The following is an 18137-nucleotide window of genomic DNA, read 5'->3' on the forward strand; positions in this document are numbered from 1 at the left end:
AAGGCTTTTTTTATGGCTGCGATTTGTATCTGGTTTACAAACCTTAGTTATAATGATAATGGTTATCAATACTATGTATATGAATTTAAAGGATAATTTGCAATATCGTGCTGGGTGTACTATCCTAGCCTAAATTGATCCAGATCAAGTTAAGCTATCAAGGACATCATTATGAAAGGTCATCCAAAAGTCATTAGTCAGTTAAACCGCGTATTAACTTTCGAACTGACCGCCATTAACCAATACTTTTTACATGCGCGTATGTTCAAACATTGGGGTTTAGAGAAGCTCAACGAAAAAGAATACAAGAAATCAATTCAAGACATGAAACACGCAGACAAGCTTATTGAGCGGGTATTATTTCTTGAGGGATTACCGAATTTACAGCAATTAGACAAGCTGCGTATTGGCGAAGATGCCGAAGAAATGTTGGACTGTGATAAAGAAGCGGTAACCGAGCAAATTGCTGCATTACGTGATGTGATCAAATTGTGTGAAACAGAACAAGATTACGTTACCCGCGATTTACTTGAAGACCTGCTGGAAGATGAAGAAGAGCATTTAGATTGGATTGAATCTCAGCAAGAACAGATAGTACAAATCGGTATTCAAAACTATCTTCAATCTCAAATTAAAGATTAACAGGACAATATTATGAAAGGCAATTCAGAAGTTATTGACGCATTAAACAGCTTGTTAACCGGTGAGTTATCAGCAATGGACCAATATTTTGTGCATGCTCATATGTATGAAGATTGGGGATTTGACGAATTATATACCCGTATATTACATGAATCTGATGACGAGAAAGCCCATGCAGCTAAACTAGTGCAGCGCATTCTGTTTTTAGAAGGTACGCCAGATGTAGCCAGCCGCGAAGCATTAAACATCGGTAAAGATGTGCAAGAAATGCTAAATAACGACCTACAGTATGAATACAAAGTGGCGGATGATTTACGTAAAGTGATCAAATTATGTGAAGAGAAAGGCGATTATCAAACCCGTGAGATTTTAGAAGTCTTATTGGATGATACTGAATCTGATCACATGTATTGGTTAGAAAAACAATTACGCTTAATTGAGCGTGTTGGTTTACAGAATTACCTGCAAACTAAGATGTAATTAATCGACTAAGAATGCGTTAATTAACATTGTTAATTGAGGCGTTTGTTGATTTTAAAGCCCAGTCCCGAAAGGGGTTGGGCTTTTTTATGTTAAATCGTAGCAGTGAACTTTGCTACACTGGCTAACTTATTCCACCTTCCTGCTGTTATTTGAATTTTGGGTCACTGTGATATATGCGTAAAACCGATAAAAAAATAGACAATCAAATTCGACAAGTGTTAACCCAGGTGTGTGAAATCGCCCTAAATGAATATAGCGGTTTCGAATGGTTGACCCATATTGTTAATTACAGCGACTTTCCTAAAAGCTTACAGGTTATATGTGTCTTCGATACGCCTTATAACCTCAACCGTTTTATGGCATCACCTGAAAATGATGCTCTCAGTAAACTTATCCAAAAAAAGCTGTTAAGCATTAAGGTGGCTGTTGATATTCGCCAAGTGTCATATGACAGTGAAGATAACCATAATAAAAAACTGTATTAGTAATGAGTCTTCACAAACGTTAGATTAGGTTAAATATAACCATTAAACATGCTATTAGGTGTGGCTACTGGCTTTAGTGGCGACAGCTTTTAGTTTGACGAGCAATTTTTTTATAGCACAAGGTGATGGCGATTATGTATCAGGGAAAGTGTTTGTGTGGCGAGGTTAGCATAACCATAAAGGGCGAAATAAGTGATATTATTCATTGTCACTGCTCTTTATGCAGGAAAAATAGTGGCACTGCATTCGCCACAAATGGTTTCATTAATGCGGCTGATTTTGACATTGTATCGGGTAAAAATAGCTTAAGTATATTTTCATTCAAGCCCGGTCGAAATCGACATTTTTGCAGTTATTGTGGCTCACCTGTGTACAGTTCAAACGAGCAAGATCCACAGCGCTACAGGATCCGACTCGGTATACTTGATACTGACATAATTGAAAGGCCTATTTCGCACAACTTTGTTTCATCCAAAGCAAACTGGGAAGTTTTAGATGCTCAGTTACCCAGATACGATGCCTTTGAGCCTGGTCGTTAAGTTGCGCTGCTAAATCATGCTGTTTAGCTCAAAAGTCGCTAGGGAAAGTACTTACTGTTAACCTAGCGCAATATTTTGATTGATCATGTACTTCAACAACTGTTGCTCATCTATGCCTGTCGATTTTGATAATCCTGCAACCACTCCGAGTTGATCGAGCGAGCTTCTATGCTGGCCAAGCTTTTGTTTACCTTGTAGCTCAGTAATCACAATTTTAAACCCGACAATCCCTTTAGCTAACTTATCTTGAAATTGTTTAGGGATAAAACCTTCAGGGTTTTCAGGGGTGGGCGTTAATAAACTCGGTTCATATTTTTGTATTGTGGTTTCTAATATCGCCATTGTGGTTTTATCGTCGGTGAGCTCAACCGTGCCTTTAGCGTGTACCACGCTGTAATTCCAGGTGGGTACAGCAGGGGAGGCATGATACCAAGTCGGTGAAATATAGGCATGAGGGCCATTAAAAATACACAATACTGAACTGTCTATAATATCCTGCCAATGTGGATTGCTACGTGCTAAATGGCCATAAAGTACCCCATGCTCACCCTCGTCTGCTTTCAATATCAGCGGAATATGCGAGGCTGCTAAGTTTGCTGATATGACAGACGCAAAACCATGTTGTGCAATAAACTGATGTATGGCACTTAAGCTGTCCATTTGCCATTTTTCAGGTACATGCATGTGTTAACTTATCCGTGTAAATAACCTATAACCAATTGATTTATCATAATAGATACTTAGTCGGAACACACAACTTATTTTCTATTCCATTTCATCTAAATGCTGTGCTTTATTTATCTGGCGGATACATTGAATACTGTTTTTACATACAGTATTATAGGTTACCTTTTTAATCTTAATGGCATCAGCAATGCGCAAAATTATTCATATCGACATGGACTGTTATTTTGCCGCTGTTGAGATGCGTGATTTTCCTGAATTACGCGATAAAGCCATTGCTGTAGGTGGACGTAGTGATCGCCGTGGTGTTATCAGTACCTGTAACTACGCGGCACGTAAGTTTGGTGTGCGCTCAGCTATGTCGAGCTATCAAGCGTTAAAGCTGTGCCCTCATTTAGTTTTGGTGCCTGGACGGATGCAGGTTTATAAAGATGTTTCACAACAAATAAGACAGATATTTAACCGCTACAGTGATGTGATTGAACCTTTGTCATTAGATGAGGCCTTCCTCGATGTCAGTGACTGTCAGCAATACCACGGCAGCGCGACCTTAATTGCCCAGGCCATTCGCCGAGATATCGAGTTAGAAACCGGATTAACAGCATCAGCGGGCGTCGCGCCGATTAAGTTTTTAGCCAAAATTGCCTCTGATTTAAATAAACCTAATGGTCAATATGTGATTACCCCCGATGAAATTCCTGAATTTGTACGCACGCTACCGTTAAAGAAAATTCCGGGTGTGGGCAAAGTCACAGCGCAAAAATTGTCGGTATTAGGGTTAGAAACCTGTGCCGATGTGCAGCTGTATCCTAAGGCAAAGTTACTGGAAAGTTTTGGTAAGTTTGGCGCAGTGTTAATTGAACGATCAAATGGCATCGATCCAAGGCCTATCAGCAATAACCGAGTGCGTAAATCTGTGGGTGTTGAAACAACATTAGCCCAGGATATTTTTACGCTAGCCCAATGCCACCAAGTATTACCGCAACTTATTCAAGAGCTTGATAGTCGGGTTAGCCGCAGCGCAAAAGATCGATTAATCAACAAGCAAGTGGTGAAGATCAAATTCAACGATTTTAAACAAACCACCATCGAGCAGCGCAGCGATGAAATATCGGTAAAGCTATTTTATGAATTGCTACAACAAGCACTGACCAGAAGTAATGAACGTGGTATTAGGTTAATTGGGGTCAGTGTTGGGTTGGCGGAAACAGCTGAAAAAAAACTGCAAACTGAGTCGGTTGCCCAACTCGATTTACAGTTTTAAGTTTCTATGCTGAATGGCTTAAAGCCTTGCCTTACATCGCATTAAGCCTAGCCTTGCATTAAGCTTTAGCTGGAATGCGTTCTAATACGGCTAATAATAACTGCCAGTATTGGCCTACAGTTTCAATGTTAACCATTTCATCCGGGCTGTGCGGATAACGAATGGTGGGGCCAATAGATACCATGTCCATAGTTGGGTAAGGCTCTTTAAATAAGCCACATTCAAGACCTGCATGGATAACCATAATGGTTGGGTCTTTTTTGTAAATGTCGTTGTAGGTGTCACGTACAATGGCCATAACCGGTGAGCTGTTATCCGGCTTCCAACCAGGGTAAGCGCCGCTAAACTCAATACTGGCTCCGGCAAGATTGGTCAGTGCATTTAACATGCCTTGCACTTCATCACGGCCTGAGTCGATAAGCGAGCGAATTAAACATAAAATTTCAACGCTTTCTTGTTCAGTGCTAATGACACCCACATTTAATGAGGTTTCAGTTACACCAGCCACTTCATCACTCATACGTATTACCCCATTAGGGCAGGCATGTAGTAAGTCAATTAAGCTGTTTTGCGCATCTTCGCCCATCACTTTGCTTGGTGCATCAATGGCTTCTAAGGTTAACAACATGCTTGGGTCGGCAATCGCTAACTCTTCACGTACCACCGCTTGAAATGTGCTAATAGCCGTTTTTAACCCATCAACATTTTCAGCCGGTAACATAAAGCTGATATTCGCTTCACGTGGAATAGCATTACGTAATGAACCACCGGTAAAATCAACAAGTTCTAACGCTAATTCATCACTGTATTTAAACAAAAAACGAGCCAGCAGTTTATTGGCATTACCACGTCCAAGGTGAATATTTACCCCAGAGTGGCCACCTTTAATGCCTGACAAGGTCAGTTTAAACGATTGATTGCTGAGTTCAGGCGCTTGCCATGAAAGTGGCACAGATATCTGGGCGTCAACACCGCCAGCACAACCCATGTAAATCTCACCTTCTTGTTCAGAGTCGGTGTTGATCAAAATCTCAGCATCTAAATAACCGGCTTCTAATCCAAACGCGCCAGTCATGCCGGCTTCTTCATCAATGGTCAATAAGACTTCTAATGGACCGTGCTTAATGTCATCGCTACCTAACACGGCTAAAGCCGAAGCCATACCGATGCCATTATCTGAACCTAATGTTGTACCTTTTGCTTTAACCCATTCGCCATCAACATAGGCTTCGATAGGATCTTTTTCAAAGTCATGCACTTTGTCGGCATTTTTTTGTGGCACCATATCGATATGAGCTTGCAAGACAACAATTTTGCGATCTTCCATACCGGGTGTGGCAGGTTTACGAATAATGAGGTTGCCCACTTTATCTTCAACCACGCTAAGGCCTTTGCCTTTTGCCCATTGTTGAATATGGCTTGATAGCGCTTGTTCATGCTTAGAAGGGTGGGGAATAGCACAAATTTGTTCGAACCATTGCCAAAGAGGTTGTGGATATAATTGATTTAATGCAGTCACGAAACGTCCTCAATCAGGATAAAATATGCCATTATTCTAACATAGGCTGTTCAATTGCCATTGTGACTGCGTGGTTTTTCTTTGCAGTAGACACGTTATTGTGTAAATAAAAATTCACTCTAGAATGACCGTTAACGCTAACATTAAAAATCAATCAGACCGTTCACACACCAAGAATAATCGACAATAAAGCATAAGGGAAAATCATGTTTCAAGTGCCAATAGTAGATGTAAATAACGATCAAGCCATTTTTGAAGGTGAAGGTTTTGATGCCGTCATCGTCGTCACTGCCAATCTGACTGACGTTACCCAGCAAGAGATTAGTTTATTGGCGGAACATGCTAAGCAAATTGATCACCGCGTAGGCAAGCAAGCCACATTACTGTTTGCCCCTGGCTTAGCCGGAGGTCGATTAATTATTGCCCCAGTAACGGGTGATGATGACTATGCCGATGTGCGCATTTTTGCCAAAGCCGCAAAAGAGGGGATCAATATTGCTAAAGATGCTGGAGCAACTAAGCCTTTATTAATTGTGGCATCGTCTCAAGACCCTCGTTTTAGCTTTGCCACTGAAGTGGCTGCACTGGCTTGCGGCCAAGCATTGTGGCAACCACTTGAAACCCGTGAAGCAAACTCACTTACGTCAGCGTTAAGCGCTATTGGCTTAATGGCCAGCTCACCTAAAAGTGAACTGTTAAATGCATTAGAAGCGGGCAGAGTATTAGCGCGTGATTTATGCGGTACTGAGCCTGAGCGCATGAGTGCGATTCACTTTGCTGATTACTGTGTGGCGTCTTTTAAAGACAGCGGCCTTGATGTTGCCGTCGTGGAAGATAAAGCGACCTTAATAAAAGATTACCCCTTGTTAAGCGCAGTGGGGCGCAGCTCATTTGATGTTGCGCGCCATCATCCACGGGTGGTGAAAGTGGCTTACACCGGTGAAGGTGAAATTAAGCGAACATTGCTATTTGCCGGTAAAGGTGTGGTATATGACACTGGCGGAGCTGACATTAAAATTGCTGGTGGCATGGCGGGCATGAGCCGTGATAAAGGCGGCGCAGCAGCTGTTGCTGGGTTAATGAAAACCCTATCAATATTAAAGCCTAAGGGCGTTAAGGTTATCGCCGAGCTGGGTTTAGTGCGTAACAGTATCGGCAGTGAAGCGTTTGTTACCGATGAGATTATTACTAGCCATGCAGGTGTTCGAGTCCGTATTGGTAATACTGATGCCGAAGGGCGCTTAGTATTAGCTGATTTGCTGTCGCATTTACGCATTCAAGCAACGCAATCGGTTGCGCCATCATTATATTCGGTAGCGACCTTAACCGGTCATGTTGTACGCGCCTATGGTAGTTATACTGCCTTAGTTGAAAATGCGGTGGCTAAACAGCAAGGCGTAGCAGCAACATTGCAACACATTGGTCAGCAATGGGCAGAACCTTTCGAGGTGTCATACTTACGCCCTGAAGATTTTGATAAGGTTGCAGATAAAAATGGCGCGGCAGATGTTATATCGTCAAATAATGGCCCGTCATCAGTGACTGCGCGTGGACATCAATACCCTGCTGCATTTTTAGTGAAAGCATCAGGACTTGATAGCCACCATTTAAAAAGCAGTCAACCTTTAAGCTATACCCATATTGATATTGCCGGCAGCGCGACTGAAGGTGATCCCTTATACGGTAAGCCAACAGCACAACCTTTGGTTGCTTTATTACAGTTTGCTATCGGGTAGTGGTTGCGGTTTATTTGTCAGTAAAAACAATGAATTAAACTGTTGTTAATGGTTTGTTTCGTGTTTGTTAAAACCTTTATTTGGTAATGTTATTACCGAATAAAGGTATTTTGTGATTTATATCAAATAAAGCTTGTAATTAAATTACAGTTTTGTATAATTCTCTTCGTCGGCAAGCAAGACACCGTCAATGCTAGTAAATCCAGGATGGATGTTATCTCCAAGGAATCGAGTGAAAGAAAGTTGTCTCAATGGATTGAGAAAGGTTAGTTCCACGGATCAGAACCACTACTAGGTTTATACAACTTTAATTTGGAGAATTTATTATGTCTTATTTAGGCAATGGCAAGATATTTTGGCAAAACACTTGGATTAATCCAGAGGCTTTGCGCGGCGGTTTTTTCGCCATGAAGTTTTAAAATAGTTCAACTTATTTCCGTTTGACTATTCACCACCTTTTTTTCGTCGTTTTGACGTTTTGACTCGGGTAATTGATCAGCTTGATTGATTCCCTTATCACATCCCCAAGTGATACTAGTTTTCCGTTCCCCAACGGGATACTTGAACCATGTCAGCCTACTCAATGAGTAGGCTTTTTTTTGCCTGTCGTTTATGTCATTCAATAACCCATTTCCATCATAAGTCTGCTTTAATGCAATGGTTCAGGAAAATCTTGAACGCTAACTTGTTTATGCACCAAAGTTTGTTTGGAAATATGGCCTGCGGCCACCAACGTCGTGGCGCTTCACCCACACCAGACCAAGAGGGTATCAACAGAAATACCCTCTTGGATCACCCTGCCGCCCCTGACGAAAAATGCTGAAAAGCGCATGATTTTCGATGGGGATCGATCCAGCTTTAAACTGCATCTGTATCCGGCTTCGGCCATTGTCGAAAAGCCCTAACGCTTCCGATGAGCCGTCCCTGGCCCAACGAAAGCTAGCGTGGCATCCATGCCAAGCTCACGGCCTTTTCTCGATGACCTCAATTTAAAACGGACATCCCAGCTTTTCTTATGGAATTGTTACAAATGAAGTTAAATCGAAGACGCGAAAATATCATCTGTATAAGAACCTGCGGCAGGCAATTAGTTAGATTGAAGTCACGAATTGACTTAACCTACCCAATATAACTTGTATTAAAACATTGAATTAAAGCTATAAAGTAGATTAAAGTATCAAACTTAAGGATAGAGTTAGGTAAACTTGAGCACTATTATCGAGCACGCCATTTAAGGAAGATAAAGCTATTCAATAACATGCGTCTATTAACTATCTTAAAATGTTTACCCTGACCCCGCTAATTTCCTCTGGTAGATGCCCCAGTTTAAGACCTGTAGACAAGACTAAATTTTCTTTTCAGTGCTTTATTAACCTTATGGTAAAGTTGTGGCATATGGAGGGTTTATGGCAACAATATCACGTAAAGACAGAGCTTTATTAACGAAGTATTTTCAGATGGACGGTGGCTACGTCCTAGACTTTTCAAACAGAACCTTTGCCAACTTTTTTGAAGAATTTGAGATTGATATCGAAGATGAAAAGTATTTTCTAAATTACTCTTCAGCTTCTAAAGGCAATCGAATGAAAGGCTTTTGGGATTTAGAAGACAATCAGACTGTTGGTAATGTTCTATTGGGTTTAATTGAGAACTACGACGAACAAAGAGCTAATAGCTATAGCGGCAATCAAAATCATAGTGATGAGCTTCGAGAGAAGTGCCTAAAGATTGTTAATGAGCTGGCCAGTGGTACTTATAATGCGGACATTAAACCTGGTGCTAGACTTGCGCAACAGCATAAAACGACTCGACCAGCCAAGCAGGTTAGCCAAGCTGAATTAGAGAGCATTTTTGCATTGCCTACTGAGTCATTGCAAGTTGCTCAGCCTCCTCAAACCGTTAGAACACCTGCTCAGGCGTTGAGTTTTGACCTACCTAGCAAGCAGCGAGTCTTTATCGTTCATGGTCATGATGATGTGCTTAGGTTAGAAGTCGAAAACTTCATTAGAAAAGTAGGTTTAGATCCGATTGTGCTGATGGACCAAGCTAGTGGTGGTAATACTATCATCGAAAAGATTGAAAGATGTGGTGATGCTGACTTTGCTGTTGTTTTGTATACACCATGTGATTTAGGTAAGCACAAAAATGCTAGTGAATTGAATGGTCGTGCTCGACAAAATGTTATTTTTGAACATGGTTACTTCATTGCAAGGCTCGGTAGACATAAAGTAGCAGCCATTGTTAAGCAAGGTGTAGAGATCCAAAATGACATTCAAGGCGTTGTCTATATCGGTGCTGAGCTTGGTTGGCGCACAAGCCTCTTGAAAGAGTTTCATCAAGCTAAGTTGAATTTTAATCCTTCTGGCCTCTATGCAAGCTAGCTAAATCATCTGAGTAATTGCAGTGTTTTCGGGGAAATACCTATTGTTATTTAAAATGTTAATTCTCAGCCCAAAGAGGCATTCGGGAATCCAATTGATTTAATCGGCTCATCAGTGAGTGGTTCTTTGTTGCATATTGATATGCGCCATTGCATCAGCGGTATATTCAAGGTGTCTTAAAATAGTCAAAACAGTGTTATGTGAGAAGGAGTTAACTAAAATTGTTTCTGAAATCTAGTGGCGATATCATCGACTTAAACTTTTCGATCCTAAGTGAAACGTTTGAGCTACTTGATGCTAAGTTAGCTCAAATATCGGAAGAGGTTGCTGATAGCTTTGTGGATGAATCTTCTGGTATATATGACCGAGCAGAACATTTTGTTGGCTTAGGGTTTGCTGTTATGCAGCAGTATTTGGTTGATACATTACTACTGAAAAATGTCGATAAGTCAGTGGCTTATTCTCTAGGGCCAAAAGTGATCGACAATGTGTCACTCATTTCTTTAGTGAACGCATCAGCAAACTGGTGGAAACATGAAGCCGAGTGGTTTGGTAAAAATGAATTGCCAAAGCAAGCTGAAAGTACATTAAAACGTGTCCTCAATATTTCAGGATCACACGATTATGCGCTAACTAATGTCTTAGCGTTCCTCATCGATGACAAAAAATTAGCTTTTAGCCCTTTACTACCAAGGATCATGGAGTGGCGCAATTGCATTGCCAACCTTGAAGAACAAGTTTGAAAATGTTTTAGTTCAATATACGTGCGTTGATCTTTGGTTAAGGTTGTTTGAAGTGGTATCGGTGTAGATTACTTCAGCTCAAAAGACGCTGATAAAACCTGATATAGGAAATTATGAAATATTTTAGTGATTCTGAACGGGGTGCATTGTCGAGAACAAACAATGAAATTCCCTACAATGTCTGGTGTGGTTTGGTTGCTTTCATTCAAAAGTTAATCGATACAGGGTGTTTTGGAGAAAACTTTCCAGAGCTTTGTCCTGATGGACAAGGATGCTGTGGTACTGATGAGAGAGGGTTCTCCTTCGCTCTAAAAGCAGAATTATCGGGAGTTGAATACCCATTTGTTACAGAAAAAGACGAAATTCCCGATGATTGGATGTCTAAAAGAGTCCCTTTTATTCCTAACTACTTAGACGTGCTAGATTTAGTACAGTTTTGCTACGCAAATGTCTCTAAGCCTACGCTAGGGAGTTATCATTCGTACTATGGGCATCACCATATAGCTTCGTTTGACCGTACAGCTGGACAAACTGAATTTTTGGAGAAGGTGAATACCATTTTTGCTCGAAATGGTTTGGCTTATGAGCTACTAACTGACGGTCAAATTAAAAGGGTTACGAGTGGGGCTCTAAGCTCGGTTATTCAACAAACACCTAAAACCTCCGATCAAGAACTAAATGACCTACTTGAACATGCAAATAGAAAAATTTGTAATACTGACGTGCGAGTTAGGTATGGAGCTTTAAAAGAGCTATGGGATGCTTTTGAACGCATAAAGACAGTGACTGAACCAGAGAAAAATAAAAAACAATCGATGGCCATTTTACTAGATAACTGTTCATCTGACCCTATGTTTCGAGCAGAACTAGAAGCAGAAGCGAAAGCTCTGACAAATATAGGAAACGCATTCTTCATTCGTCACTCAGAGACAAGCCAGATTAAGCTTACTGATAGCAACCATATCGAGTATCTTTTTCTTCGACTTGCAAGTTTTATGTTATTGCTGGCTAAAAATTTAGTGTAGAGCTGGGCTGTCTAAGTAAACACAATGAACGCATAGGGAAAGAGAGGGTTACCCGCTAGCTGTCGAGCTAGCGAGCGGGTTAACCTTACCAACCCTACAAGCGTGACAGAAATCCTGTCGCACTCAATGCACATACAAAAGCTGTGACGGGTTCAAAGCTTGCAACCAAAATTACAAACAACCCTCCAAAAGCAGTGATGAGCTTTGGTAAGGACGCTGAACCCGCATTATCTTGTTTCACCATAAGCTACTCCTCAAATACGTTTCTCTCAGTCTCATGAAGAGTCAGGAAGAGGGGTTCAGACTTTGCCATCTATTTTGTTTACGAGCAGTCGCAACGGCGATGGCAACCTGACTGCACCGATTTACACATTTTTATATATCGGAAGATTGAAGTCAATCGAAAGGGGAACTTCTTGGGAGTGAAAATTTCCAGTATTTGAACTAATACATAAACCGTGAATTTAGTAAACTTATCAACCAGTGTGGGGTGTCGTCAAGTTGACATACATAACATAATGTAGTGATTGGTATTTAGGCTATCGACTCTAAATCATTTCTGTCCAAAAACGAGTTAACTCTTGTTCTGATTTAGCTTTTGCTACAGTCATCAATGAAGCTAAATCGAAGAAACAAAAATTCAGGTGCTGATGAGCCAGCGAGTATCCAAAACATGGATGTTTTGGTTAAGCCCACATGGAGGTGCTTGCGGCGCCTCGCTGGATCATTTGCACTTGAAGTCAATCTGATTTTAAGAGCGTGTTACAACACCTTCTGTACCAATTTTTATCCAAAAGAGAGTTAACACCAGAACTGATTTAGCTTTTGCTACAGTCATCAATGAAGCTTAATCGAGGAAATAAAAATTCAGGGGCTGATGTGACAGCGAGTATCCAAAATAGGGCGAAGTTTCACTAAGTGAAACATTTTTAAGCCAGAGGCATGGATGCTGAACTGGCTGTTTAACAAGGAGGTTATTGGTTTTGGTTAAGCCCACAGAGACGTGCTTGCTGCGTCTCGCGGGATCATTTGCACTTGAAGTTAATCTAACGTCTATGAGGCTTTAATTACTGTTATAAAAAGATACCTTCCAACCCATTTTTGTTCTGAAACCCGTTAACTCCTGCTTTCTGTCAACAATTGACCATTGCGATTAATCTGTCATCAAAAGTCTGTTTTCAGGCTTTATAAGGTGTTTTTACCACCAAAGTGTGATTTTATGGCATGTTAGGGGATATAATCTCCCTCTTTTGAGCATTCGGGGTCATTTATCGGAGCTGCTCAAAAATAATAACAATATTAATTAACCCTCACCCAAGGAACATGGTTCCATGTTAGAAAAACTATTTAAACTAAAACAAAACAATACCTCGTTAAAACAAGAAGTAGTTGCCGGACTGACTACGTTTTTAACTATGGCTTATATTATCTTTGTTAACCCTATGATGCTTGCTGATGCAGGGATGGATCATGGCGCGGTATTCGTCGCAACCTGTTTAGCTGCTGCGATTGGTTGTTTAATCATGGGGTTGTTAGCAAATTACCCAATCGCGTTAGCACCGGGGATGGGGCTAAATGCGTTCTTCACTTACACTGTGGTCGGTGAGATGGGATACAGTTGGGAAACCGCACTAGGCGCTGTGTTTATGTCAGGTGTCTGTTTCTTGGTGTTGTCTCTAGTCAAAATTCGTGAGTGGATTGTTAACAGTATTCCAATGTCGTTACGGTTTGGTATTGCCGCGGGTATTGGGTTATTTTTAGCGTTAATCGGCTTAAAAAGTGCCGGTATTGTGGTGGCAAGCCCTGCTACCTTAGTGACTATGGGCGATATTACTTCGTTTCCGGCTGTGATGGCATCACTTGGGTTCTTTCTGATCATTGCTATGGTTCACCGCGGCTGGAAAGCGGCGGTTATTCTCAGCATTATGACAGTCACCGTATTAGGTTTGCTATTTGGTGATGTGCAATACAATGGCTTAGTGTCTGTACCTCCTTCTATTATGCCGACATTCATGAAAATGGATATTTCTAGCGTCTTAGAAATTAGCATGATTTCAGTGATTTTTGCCTTCTTGTTTGTCGATTTATTCGATACCTCAGGCACCTTGGTTGCTGTGGCTCAACGGGGTGGTTTTTTAGATGACAAAGGCCGTTTACCACGAGTAAAACGCGCCTTAACGGCGGACAGTGTTGCCACCATTACCGGTGCCATGTTAGGTACTTCTACTACTACTAGTTATATTGAAAGTACTGCGGGTGTGAGTGCCGGTGGTCGTACAGGCTTAACCGCTGTGGTCGTCGGCATTTTATTTTTAGCGGCATTATTTATTTCGCCATTAGCGGGTATGGTGCCAGCCTACGCTACATCTGGTGCGTTATTTTATGTCGCTATTTTGATGATGTCTGGTCTTGTTAATGTTGATTGGGATGACTTAACTGAAGCAGCTCCGGTAGTGGTAACCTGTTTATTAATGCCGCTGACGTTCTCTATTGCGAATGCTATTGGTTTTGGGTTTATCTCTTATTTAGTGATAAAGCTATTAACAGGTCGATTTAAAGACTTAAATGCCGGTGTGATATTTATAGCCATTTTATTTCTGGTGAAGTTTATTTACGGTTAGTGTCGCGTAAGTCGAGCCATATTAATTAAGGGTTATGCAATGCATAGCCCTTTTTTATTGCTTATCTCGAATTAAATTCATTTAAGCCGATTCAAATGCAGCTTTATCTAGGAATTTTGTAGCGAATTGGGTATAAAAATAGCTCGTACTATTTATCAATCAAATTTGAGAGAAGCTTAAATGGGTTATCGCCGCGTGGTAGTGAAGTTAGGCACCAGTGTACTGACTTCTGGCAGCAAAAAATTAGATAAAGCACATATGGTTGAGTTGGCCAGACAAATGGCTTATTTAATGAAATCAGGAGTTGAAGTGGTGTTATGCACTTCAGGCGCTATTGCTGCGGGACGTGAACATCTGCAATACCCCATTTTGCCCGATACCATGGCGCATAAACAACTGCTTGCCGCGGTAGGGCAAAGCCAGTTAATTCTCGCCTGGTCACAACTGTTTAGTTTGTACGGTTTACACGTGGGGCAATTGCTGCTGACACGGGCCGATCTGCAAGACCGCGAACGCTATTTGAATGCCCGCGATACCTTAAATGCGTTACTCGATAACAATATTATTCCGATCATTAATGAAAATGATGCCGTAGCAACCAATGAGATTAAGGTCGGCGATAATGATAATTTATCGGCGCGCGCCGCATTACTTTGCGATGCTGATTTATTGATTTTGCTGACCGATCAAAAAGGCCTGTTTGATGCCGACCCACGTACTAACCCCGATGCACAGTTAATCAAACAGGTGGTCAATATTGACGACAGTTTACGTTTGTTAGCGGGCGGTTCGGTTTCCGGTTTAGGCACAGGCGGTATGGCAACAAAACTTGAAGCTGCTGATATTGCCAGACGTGCGGGAATTGAGGTGGTTATCGCTTCAGGCCATCATCCTGATGTGATCAATAAAGTGGCATTGCGAGAGTCTGTAGGGACACATTTTAGTGCCATAGATACGCCACTTGAAAGCCGTAAACAATGGATTTTGGCCGGCCCGGCTAGCCAGGGGAAACTGTATATTGATCAGGGCGCTGCTACTGCTGTTATTGAAAGTGGTCGCAGCTTATTGTCTAAAGGCATTGCTCGTATTGAAGGTGATTTTGAGCGTGGCGCAACCGTGTTAATTGTTAATGCTCAGGCAAAAGTACTGGGTAAAGGGCTCAGTCGATATTGCGCCGCCGATTTACGTAAAATTTGCGGTAAGCATTCAAACGAGATCGAAGCTATTTTAGGTTATGACTATGGTGATGCCGCGGTTCATCGCAATGATATGGTGGTATTAGAAAACAAGGAAACAGTACATGTCAGCTAATCAAGCGTCAGTAAAACAAGATCAAGTTAATGAGTATCTGGTTAATTTAGGTCAGCAAGCTAAAGCCGCCAGTTTTATCCTGGCCACTTTATCGGCTAAACAAAAAAATCACCTTTTACAAACCATTAGCCAAAGCTTAGCTGAGCATGCAGAGGTTATTTTAGCCGCCAATGCTAAAGATGTTATCGCCGCTAAAGCTAATGGTTTAACTGATGCGATGATCGATCGCTTAATGCTTGATGAAGGTCGCTTAGCGGGCATTATTGGCGATATTGATAATGTGATTGCGTTAGCCGACCCAATAGGAAAAGAAGCTGCAAGTCAGTTGCTTGATAATGGATTGCGACTGACTCAGCGCAGTGTACCTTTAGGTGTGGTGGGAGTCATTTATGAAGCCCGTCCTAATGTGACTGTCGATATTGCTGTGCTTGCTTTAAAAACCGGTAATGCGGTTATTTTACGTGGTGGTAAAGAAACCATTGAATCAAATAAAGTATTGAGTGAAGTGATCCGCGGTGCATTAACTAGCTTGAACTTGCCTGAAGGCGCGGTTCAGCTAATTGATTCGCCAGAGCGGGCCATTGTTAGCGGCCTACTGCGCCTAGATAAATATGTCGATATGATCATTCCTCGCGGTGGTCATACTTTACAGCGTTTATGCGCTGAGCAGTCAAGTATTCCAGTTATTCTTGGCGGTATTGGTATTTGTCATTTATTGGTAGATAAAAGTGCTGATTTAAGTCGTGCTATAGATGTTATCGCTAACGCGAAAGTGCAACGGCCAACCGTGTGTAACGCCCTTGATACCTTATTAGTTGACCAAGCGATTGCCAGTGATTTTGTGCCTAAAATAGCAGCCCATTTACACAGTCTTGGGGTGAGGTTTTACGCTTGCGATCAAGCTCAAGGCTATTTAGAGGGGTTAGGTTTTGATGTCAGCGCCGCTGATGATGAGTCGTTTTCAACTGAGTGGTTATCATTAACCTTGGGTATTCGAGTCGTTGATAATATTGATGGGGCCATTAGCCATATTCGTCAATATTCAAGTGGCCATTCTGAAGCCATTTTAACCGACGATATTCATGCTGCCAGTTACTTTATGAATCAAGTTGATTCAGCCGCTGTGTATGTTAATGCTAGCACTCGTTTTACCGATGGTTCACAATTCGGTTTAGGCGCCGAAGTAGCGGTCAGTACCCAAAAACTGCATGCCCGTGGGCCTATGGCGTTAGATGCGTTAACTACGTATAAGTGGCTAGCGTGGGGCGATTATACCAGCCGTAAATAACTCACTTCAGTTCGGTATAAAGTATAGATGAAAAAAAGCTTACTCAATTGAGTAAGCTTTTTTATAAAGCAGTTGTTCTGTTCTAGAATGCGTAGCTTACAGACGCAAGGAAAGTGTCTTTAGTTTTGAATATACCATCATCAACAGCATAATCGCCGTCTAGATCTGTCATTAAATAAGCCAGTGACAGTCCAAACCCTGCCACTTCAGTCGATACGCCGACAGAGTAATCAGAGTAGCTATCAAAACCTTCGCCATCATCTAAAGCATCACCAAAGTTATAACCGTAATGAGCATCTAAGCTCCAGTTTTCAGTGAATTCCCAGCCGTAGTTTAGCTCCATGTAATGTAAGTCTAAATCACTGCCACCGTAATCATTGGTATACCAATAAGCTGCTCTAAAACCGCTAAAATCTACACCTACAGTGGCTTCTAAATAGTCGAGTTCACTATCACCTGGATAGTTGTAACGGTAAAGCGTGACGTCCCAGCTAGTATTGTCATCAATTTCACCGTAGTAACCGGCATAGATATCTAACTCGATATCAGGGCCATTATAACCTTCTTCATCAAAGTCGACGTTACTTGCCCATGCGCCTACAAAAAAGCCGTTTTCAGCACTCCAATCTACGCCTGCTTGCAGTGCTGGATCGCCAGCAGTTTGAGATACGCCGCGAAAGCGATAGTCATTTGTAAGTGACACTTCACCTGAAAATTCAGCCATTACAGAACCTGAAAGCACGGAAGCAGAAAGGGTAAGGCCGGCCAATAGCGCTAGTCTTGTTTTTGTGAATGTTTTAGACACGATATCTTCTCCATTTATAGTTATATACTCAGTTTTGTAGGGCAAAACTGGTGGTGCTAACTTTACCAAAAACACATGTTTTGGTTTTATACTCCGTGGCAGGTGTTACAGGTAAATCATCATCTTAGTCTGGTATTTTTATGACCGTAGTCGGGTATTATTTGTGAATCATTTTAACATTTTTTGCAAGATATATTTTACAGAGTTAGCTATGCTAGCCCTGAATTGGTGCTTATTGTGCTTCAAAGATGACATACACTTTTTTACAATGTCCAATCACCTCCCAAGTCCCAATGAAACCTGCTGGAATAACAAACTTATCGCCGACAGTAACCGTCAATTTGGCGCCATTAGCATCAGTAATTACGCTAGTGCCTTCAAGAATGTCACAGTATTCATGTTCGGTATATTGCACATTCCAACATCCAGCTTCACTTTGCCATATGCCAACATTGAATTGCGAACAAGGACTGGCATAATGGTTTTGCACGCTCTGTAATGGGTTGCCTTGCAGTCTTTTTTCATCAGCAAGATGATATTTATCTATTCCTGCCGAAGAGGTCGCAAAGCTTTGTATATCGTTAATCAATTTAGTCATTTAAACTCACCAA

At 41.5% G+C, this 18137-nt stretch carries 17 protein-coding genes; 12 read left to right on the forward strand and 5 right to left on the reverse strand.

The annotated features are described in order from the left end of the window. Nucleotides 1-171: 171 nt before the first annotated feature. The 4 genes from bfr (ACRWQN_RS06370) (at nucleotide 172) to ACRWQN_RS06385 (ending at nucleotide 2149) form a co-directional block, all read left to right on the forward strand. Nucleotides 172-642, forward strand: coding sequence for a bacterioferritin (gene bfr / locus ACRWQN_RS06370; RefSeq protein ID WP_434940215.1), 471 nt, complete (start codon nucleotides 172-174; stop codon nucleotides 640-642). Nucleotides 643-654: 12 nt separating this feature from the next. Then, nucleotides 655-1122: a bacterioferritin gene (gene bfr, locus ACRWQN_RS06375; RefSeq protein ID WP_434940217.1), complete on the forward strand. Its 468-nt coding sequence runs from the start codon at nucleotides 655-657 to the stop codon at nucleotides 1120-1122. Nucleotides 1123-1298: 176 nt separating this feature from the next. Further along, nucleotides 1299-1610: a Fis family transcriptional regulator gene (locus tag ACRWQN_RS06380; protein ID WP_434940219.1), complete on the forward strand. Its 312-nt coding sequence runs from the start codon at nucleotides 1299-1301 to the stop codon at nucleotides 1608-1610. Between the two features lie 134 nt (nucleotides 1611-1744). Beyond that, a complete protein-coding gene (locus ACRWQN_RS06385; protein ID WP_434940221.1) occupies nucleotides 1745-2149 on the forward strand; it encodes a GFA family protein in 405 nt (134 codons plus the stop codon). A 57-nt stretch (nucleotides 2150-2206) separates the two neighbouring features. Here ACRWQN_RS06385 and ACRWQN_RS06390 read toward each other — a convergent pair whose 3' ends face one another. Beyond that, the gene (locus ACRWQN_RS06390; RefSeq protein ID WP_434940223.1) at nucleotides 2207-2833 is read right to left on the reverse strand and encodes an FMN-binding negative transcriptional regulator; all 627 of its coding nucleotides are present in this window, start codon (nucleotides 2831-2833) and stop codon (nucleotides 2207-2209) included. A gap of 190 nt (nucleotides 2834-3023) precedes the next feature. Between ACRWQN_RS06390 and dinB the strand changes: the two genes are divergently transcribed. Beyond that, on the forward strand, nucleotides 3024-4097 hold the full coding sequence (gene dinB, locus ACRWQN_RS06395; RefSeq protein ID WP_434940225.1) for a DNA polymerase IV: 1074 nt from the start codon (nucleotides 3024-3026) through the stop codon (nucleotides 4095-4097). Between the two features lie 58 nt (nucleotides 4098-4155). Here dinB and ACRWQN_RS06400 read toward each other — a convergent pair whose 3' ends face one another. Next, nucleotides 4156-5616 carry an aminoacyl-histidine dipeptidase gene (locus ACRWQN_RS06400; RefSeq protein ID WP_434940227.1) on the reverse strand — a complete coding sequence of 487 codons (1461 nt, stop codon included), beginning with the start codon at nucleotides 5614-5616 and terminating at the stop codon, nucleotides 4156-4158. 206 nt (nucleotides 5617-5822) lie between these two features. Between ACRWQN_RS06400 and ACRWQN_RS06405 the strand changes: the two genes are divergently transcribed. The 4 genes from ACRWQN_RS06405 (at nucleotide 5823) to ACRWQN_RS06420 (ending at nucleotide 11501) form a co-directional block, all read left to right on the forward strand. After that, nucleotides 5823-7352: a M17 family metallopeptidase gene (locus ACRWQN_RS06405; protein WP_434940229.1), complete on the forward strand. Its 1530-nt coding sequence runs from the start codon at nucleotides 5823-5825 to the stop codon at nucleotides 7350-7352. Nucleotides 7353-8758: 1406 nt separating this feature from the next. Next, nucleotides 8759-9733 (forward strand): TIR domain-containing protein, encoded by a 975-nt coding sequence (locus ACRWQN_RS06410; protein ID WP_434940231.1) that lies wholly within the window; start codon nucleotides 8759-8761, stop codon nucleotides 9731-9733. A gap of 221 nt (nucleotides 9734-9954) precedes the next feature. Continuing rightward, the gene (locus ACRWQN_RS06415; protein ID WP_434940233.1) at nucleotides 9955-10476 is read left to right on the forward strand and encodes a hypothetical protein; all 522 of its coding nucleotides are present in this window, start codon (nucleotides 9955-9957) and stop codon (nucleotides 10474-10476) included. Nucleotides 10477-10589: 113 nt separating this feature from the next. Continuing rightward, nucleotides 10590-11501, forward strand: a complete 912-nt coding sequence (locus tag ACRWQN_RS06420; protein WP_434940235.1) for an AbiJ-NTD4 domain-containing protein — start codon at nucleotides 10590-10592, stop codon at nucleotides 11499-11501. A 94-nt stretch (nucleotides 11502-11595) separates the two neighbouring features. On the opposite strand, the gene ACRWQN_RS06425 is transcribed toward ACRWQN_RS06420, so the two are convergent. After that, complete coding sequence (locus ACRWQN_RS06425; RefSeq protein ID WP_434940236.1) at nucleotides 11596-11745, reverse strand: hypothetical protein; 150 nt, start codon at nucleotides 11743-11745, stop codon at nucleotides 11596-11598. A gap of 1087 nt (nucleotides 11746-12832) precedes the next feature. Between ACRWQN_RS06425 and ACRWQN_RS06430 the strand changes: the two genes are divergently transcribed. From ACRWQN_RS06430 to ACRWQN_RS06440, 3 genes are all read left to right on the forward strand, one after another. Continuing rightward, a complete protein-coding gene (locus ACRWQN_RS06430; RefSeq protein ID WP_226410788.1) occupies nucleotides 12833-14122 on the forward strand; it encodes an NCS2 family permease in 1290 nt (429 codons plus the stop codon). Nucleotides 14123-14302: 180 nt separating this feature from the next. Further along, nucleotides 14303-15433 carry a glutamate 5-kinase gene (gene proB / locus ACRWQN_RS06435; RefSeq protein ID WP_434940237.1) on the forward strand — a complete coding sequence of 377 codons (1131 nt, stop codon included), beginning with the start codon at nucleotides 14303-14305 and terminating at the stop codon, nucleotides 15431-15433. Then, complete coding sequence (locus ACRWQN_RS06440; RefSeq protein WP_434940238.1) at nucleotides 15423-16721, forward strand: glutamate-5-semialdehyde dehydrogenase; 1299 nt, start codon at nucleotides 15423-15425, stop codon at nucleotides 16719-16721. Before proB ends, ACRWQN_RS06440 begins: the two co-directional genes overlap by 11 nt. A gap of 82 nt (nucleotides 16722-16803) precedes the next feature. On the opposite strand, the gene ACRWQN_RS06445 is transcribed toward ACRWQN_RS06440, so the two are convergent. Both ACRWQN_RS06445 and ACRWQN_RS06450 read right to left on the reverse strand, forming a co-directional pair. Next, complete coding sequence (locus tag ACRWQN_RS06445; protein ID WP_434930311.1) at nucleotides 16804-17526, reverse strand: TorF family putative porin; 723 nt, start codon at nucleotides 17524-17526, stop codon at nucleotides 16804-16806. Nucleotides 17527-17758: 232 nt separating this feature from the next. After that, nucleotides 17759-18124 (reverse strand): cupin domain-containing protein, encoded by a 366-nt coding sequence (locus tag ACRWQN_RS06450; RefSeq protein WP_434940239.1) that lies wholly within the window; start codon nucleotides 18122-18124, stop codon nucleotides 17759-17761. Nucleotides 18125-18137: the final 13 nt, after the last annotated feature.

The organism is Shewanella sp. HL-SH8 (genome assembly GCF_051165765.1).
Taxonomy (GTDB): Bacteria; Pseudomonadota; Gammaproteobacteria; order Enterobacterales; family Shewanellaceae; genus Shewanella; species Shewanella glacialimarina.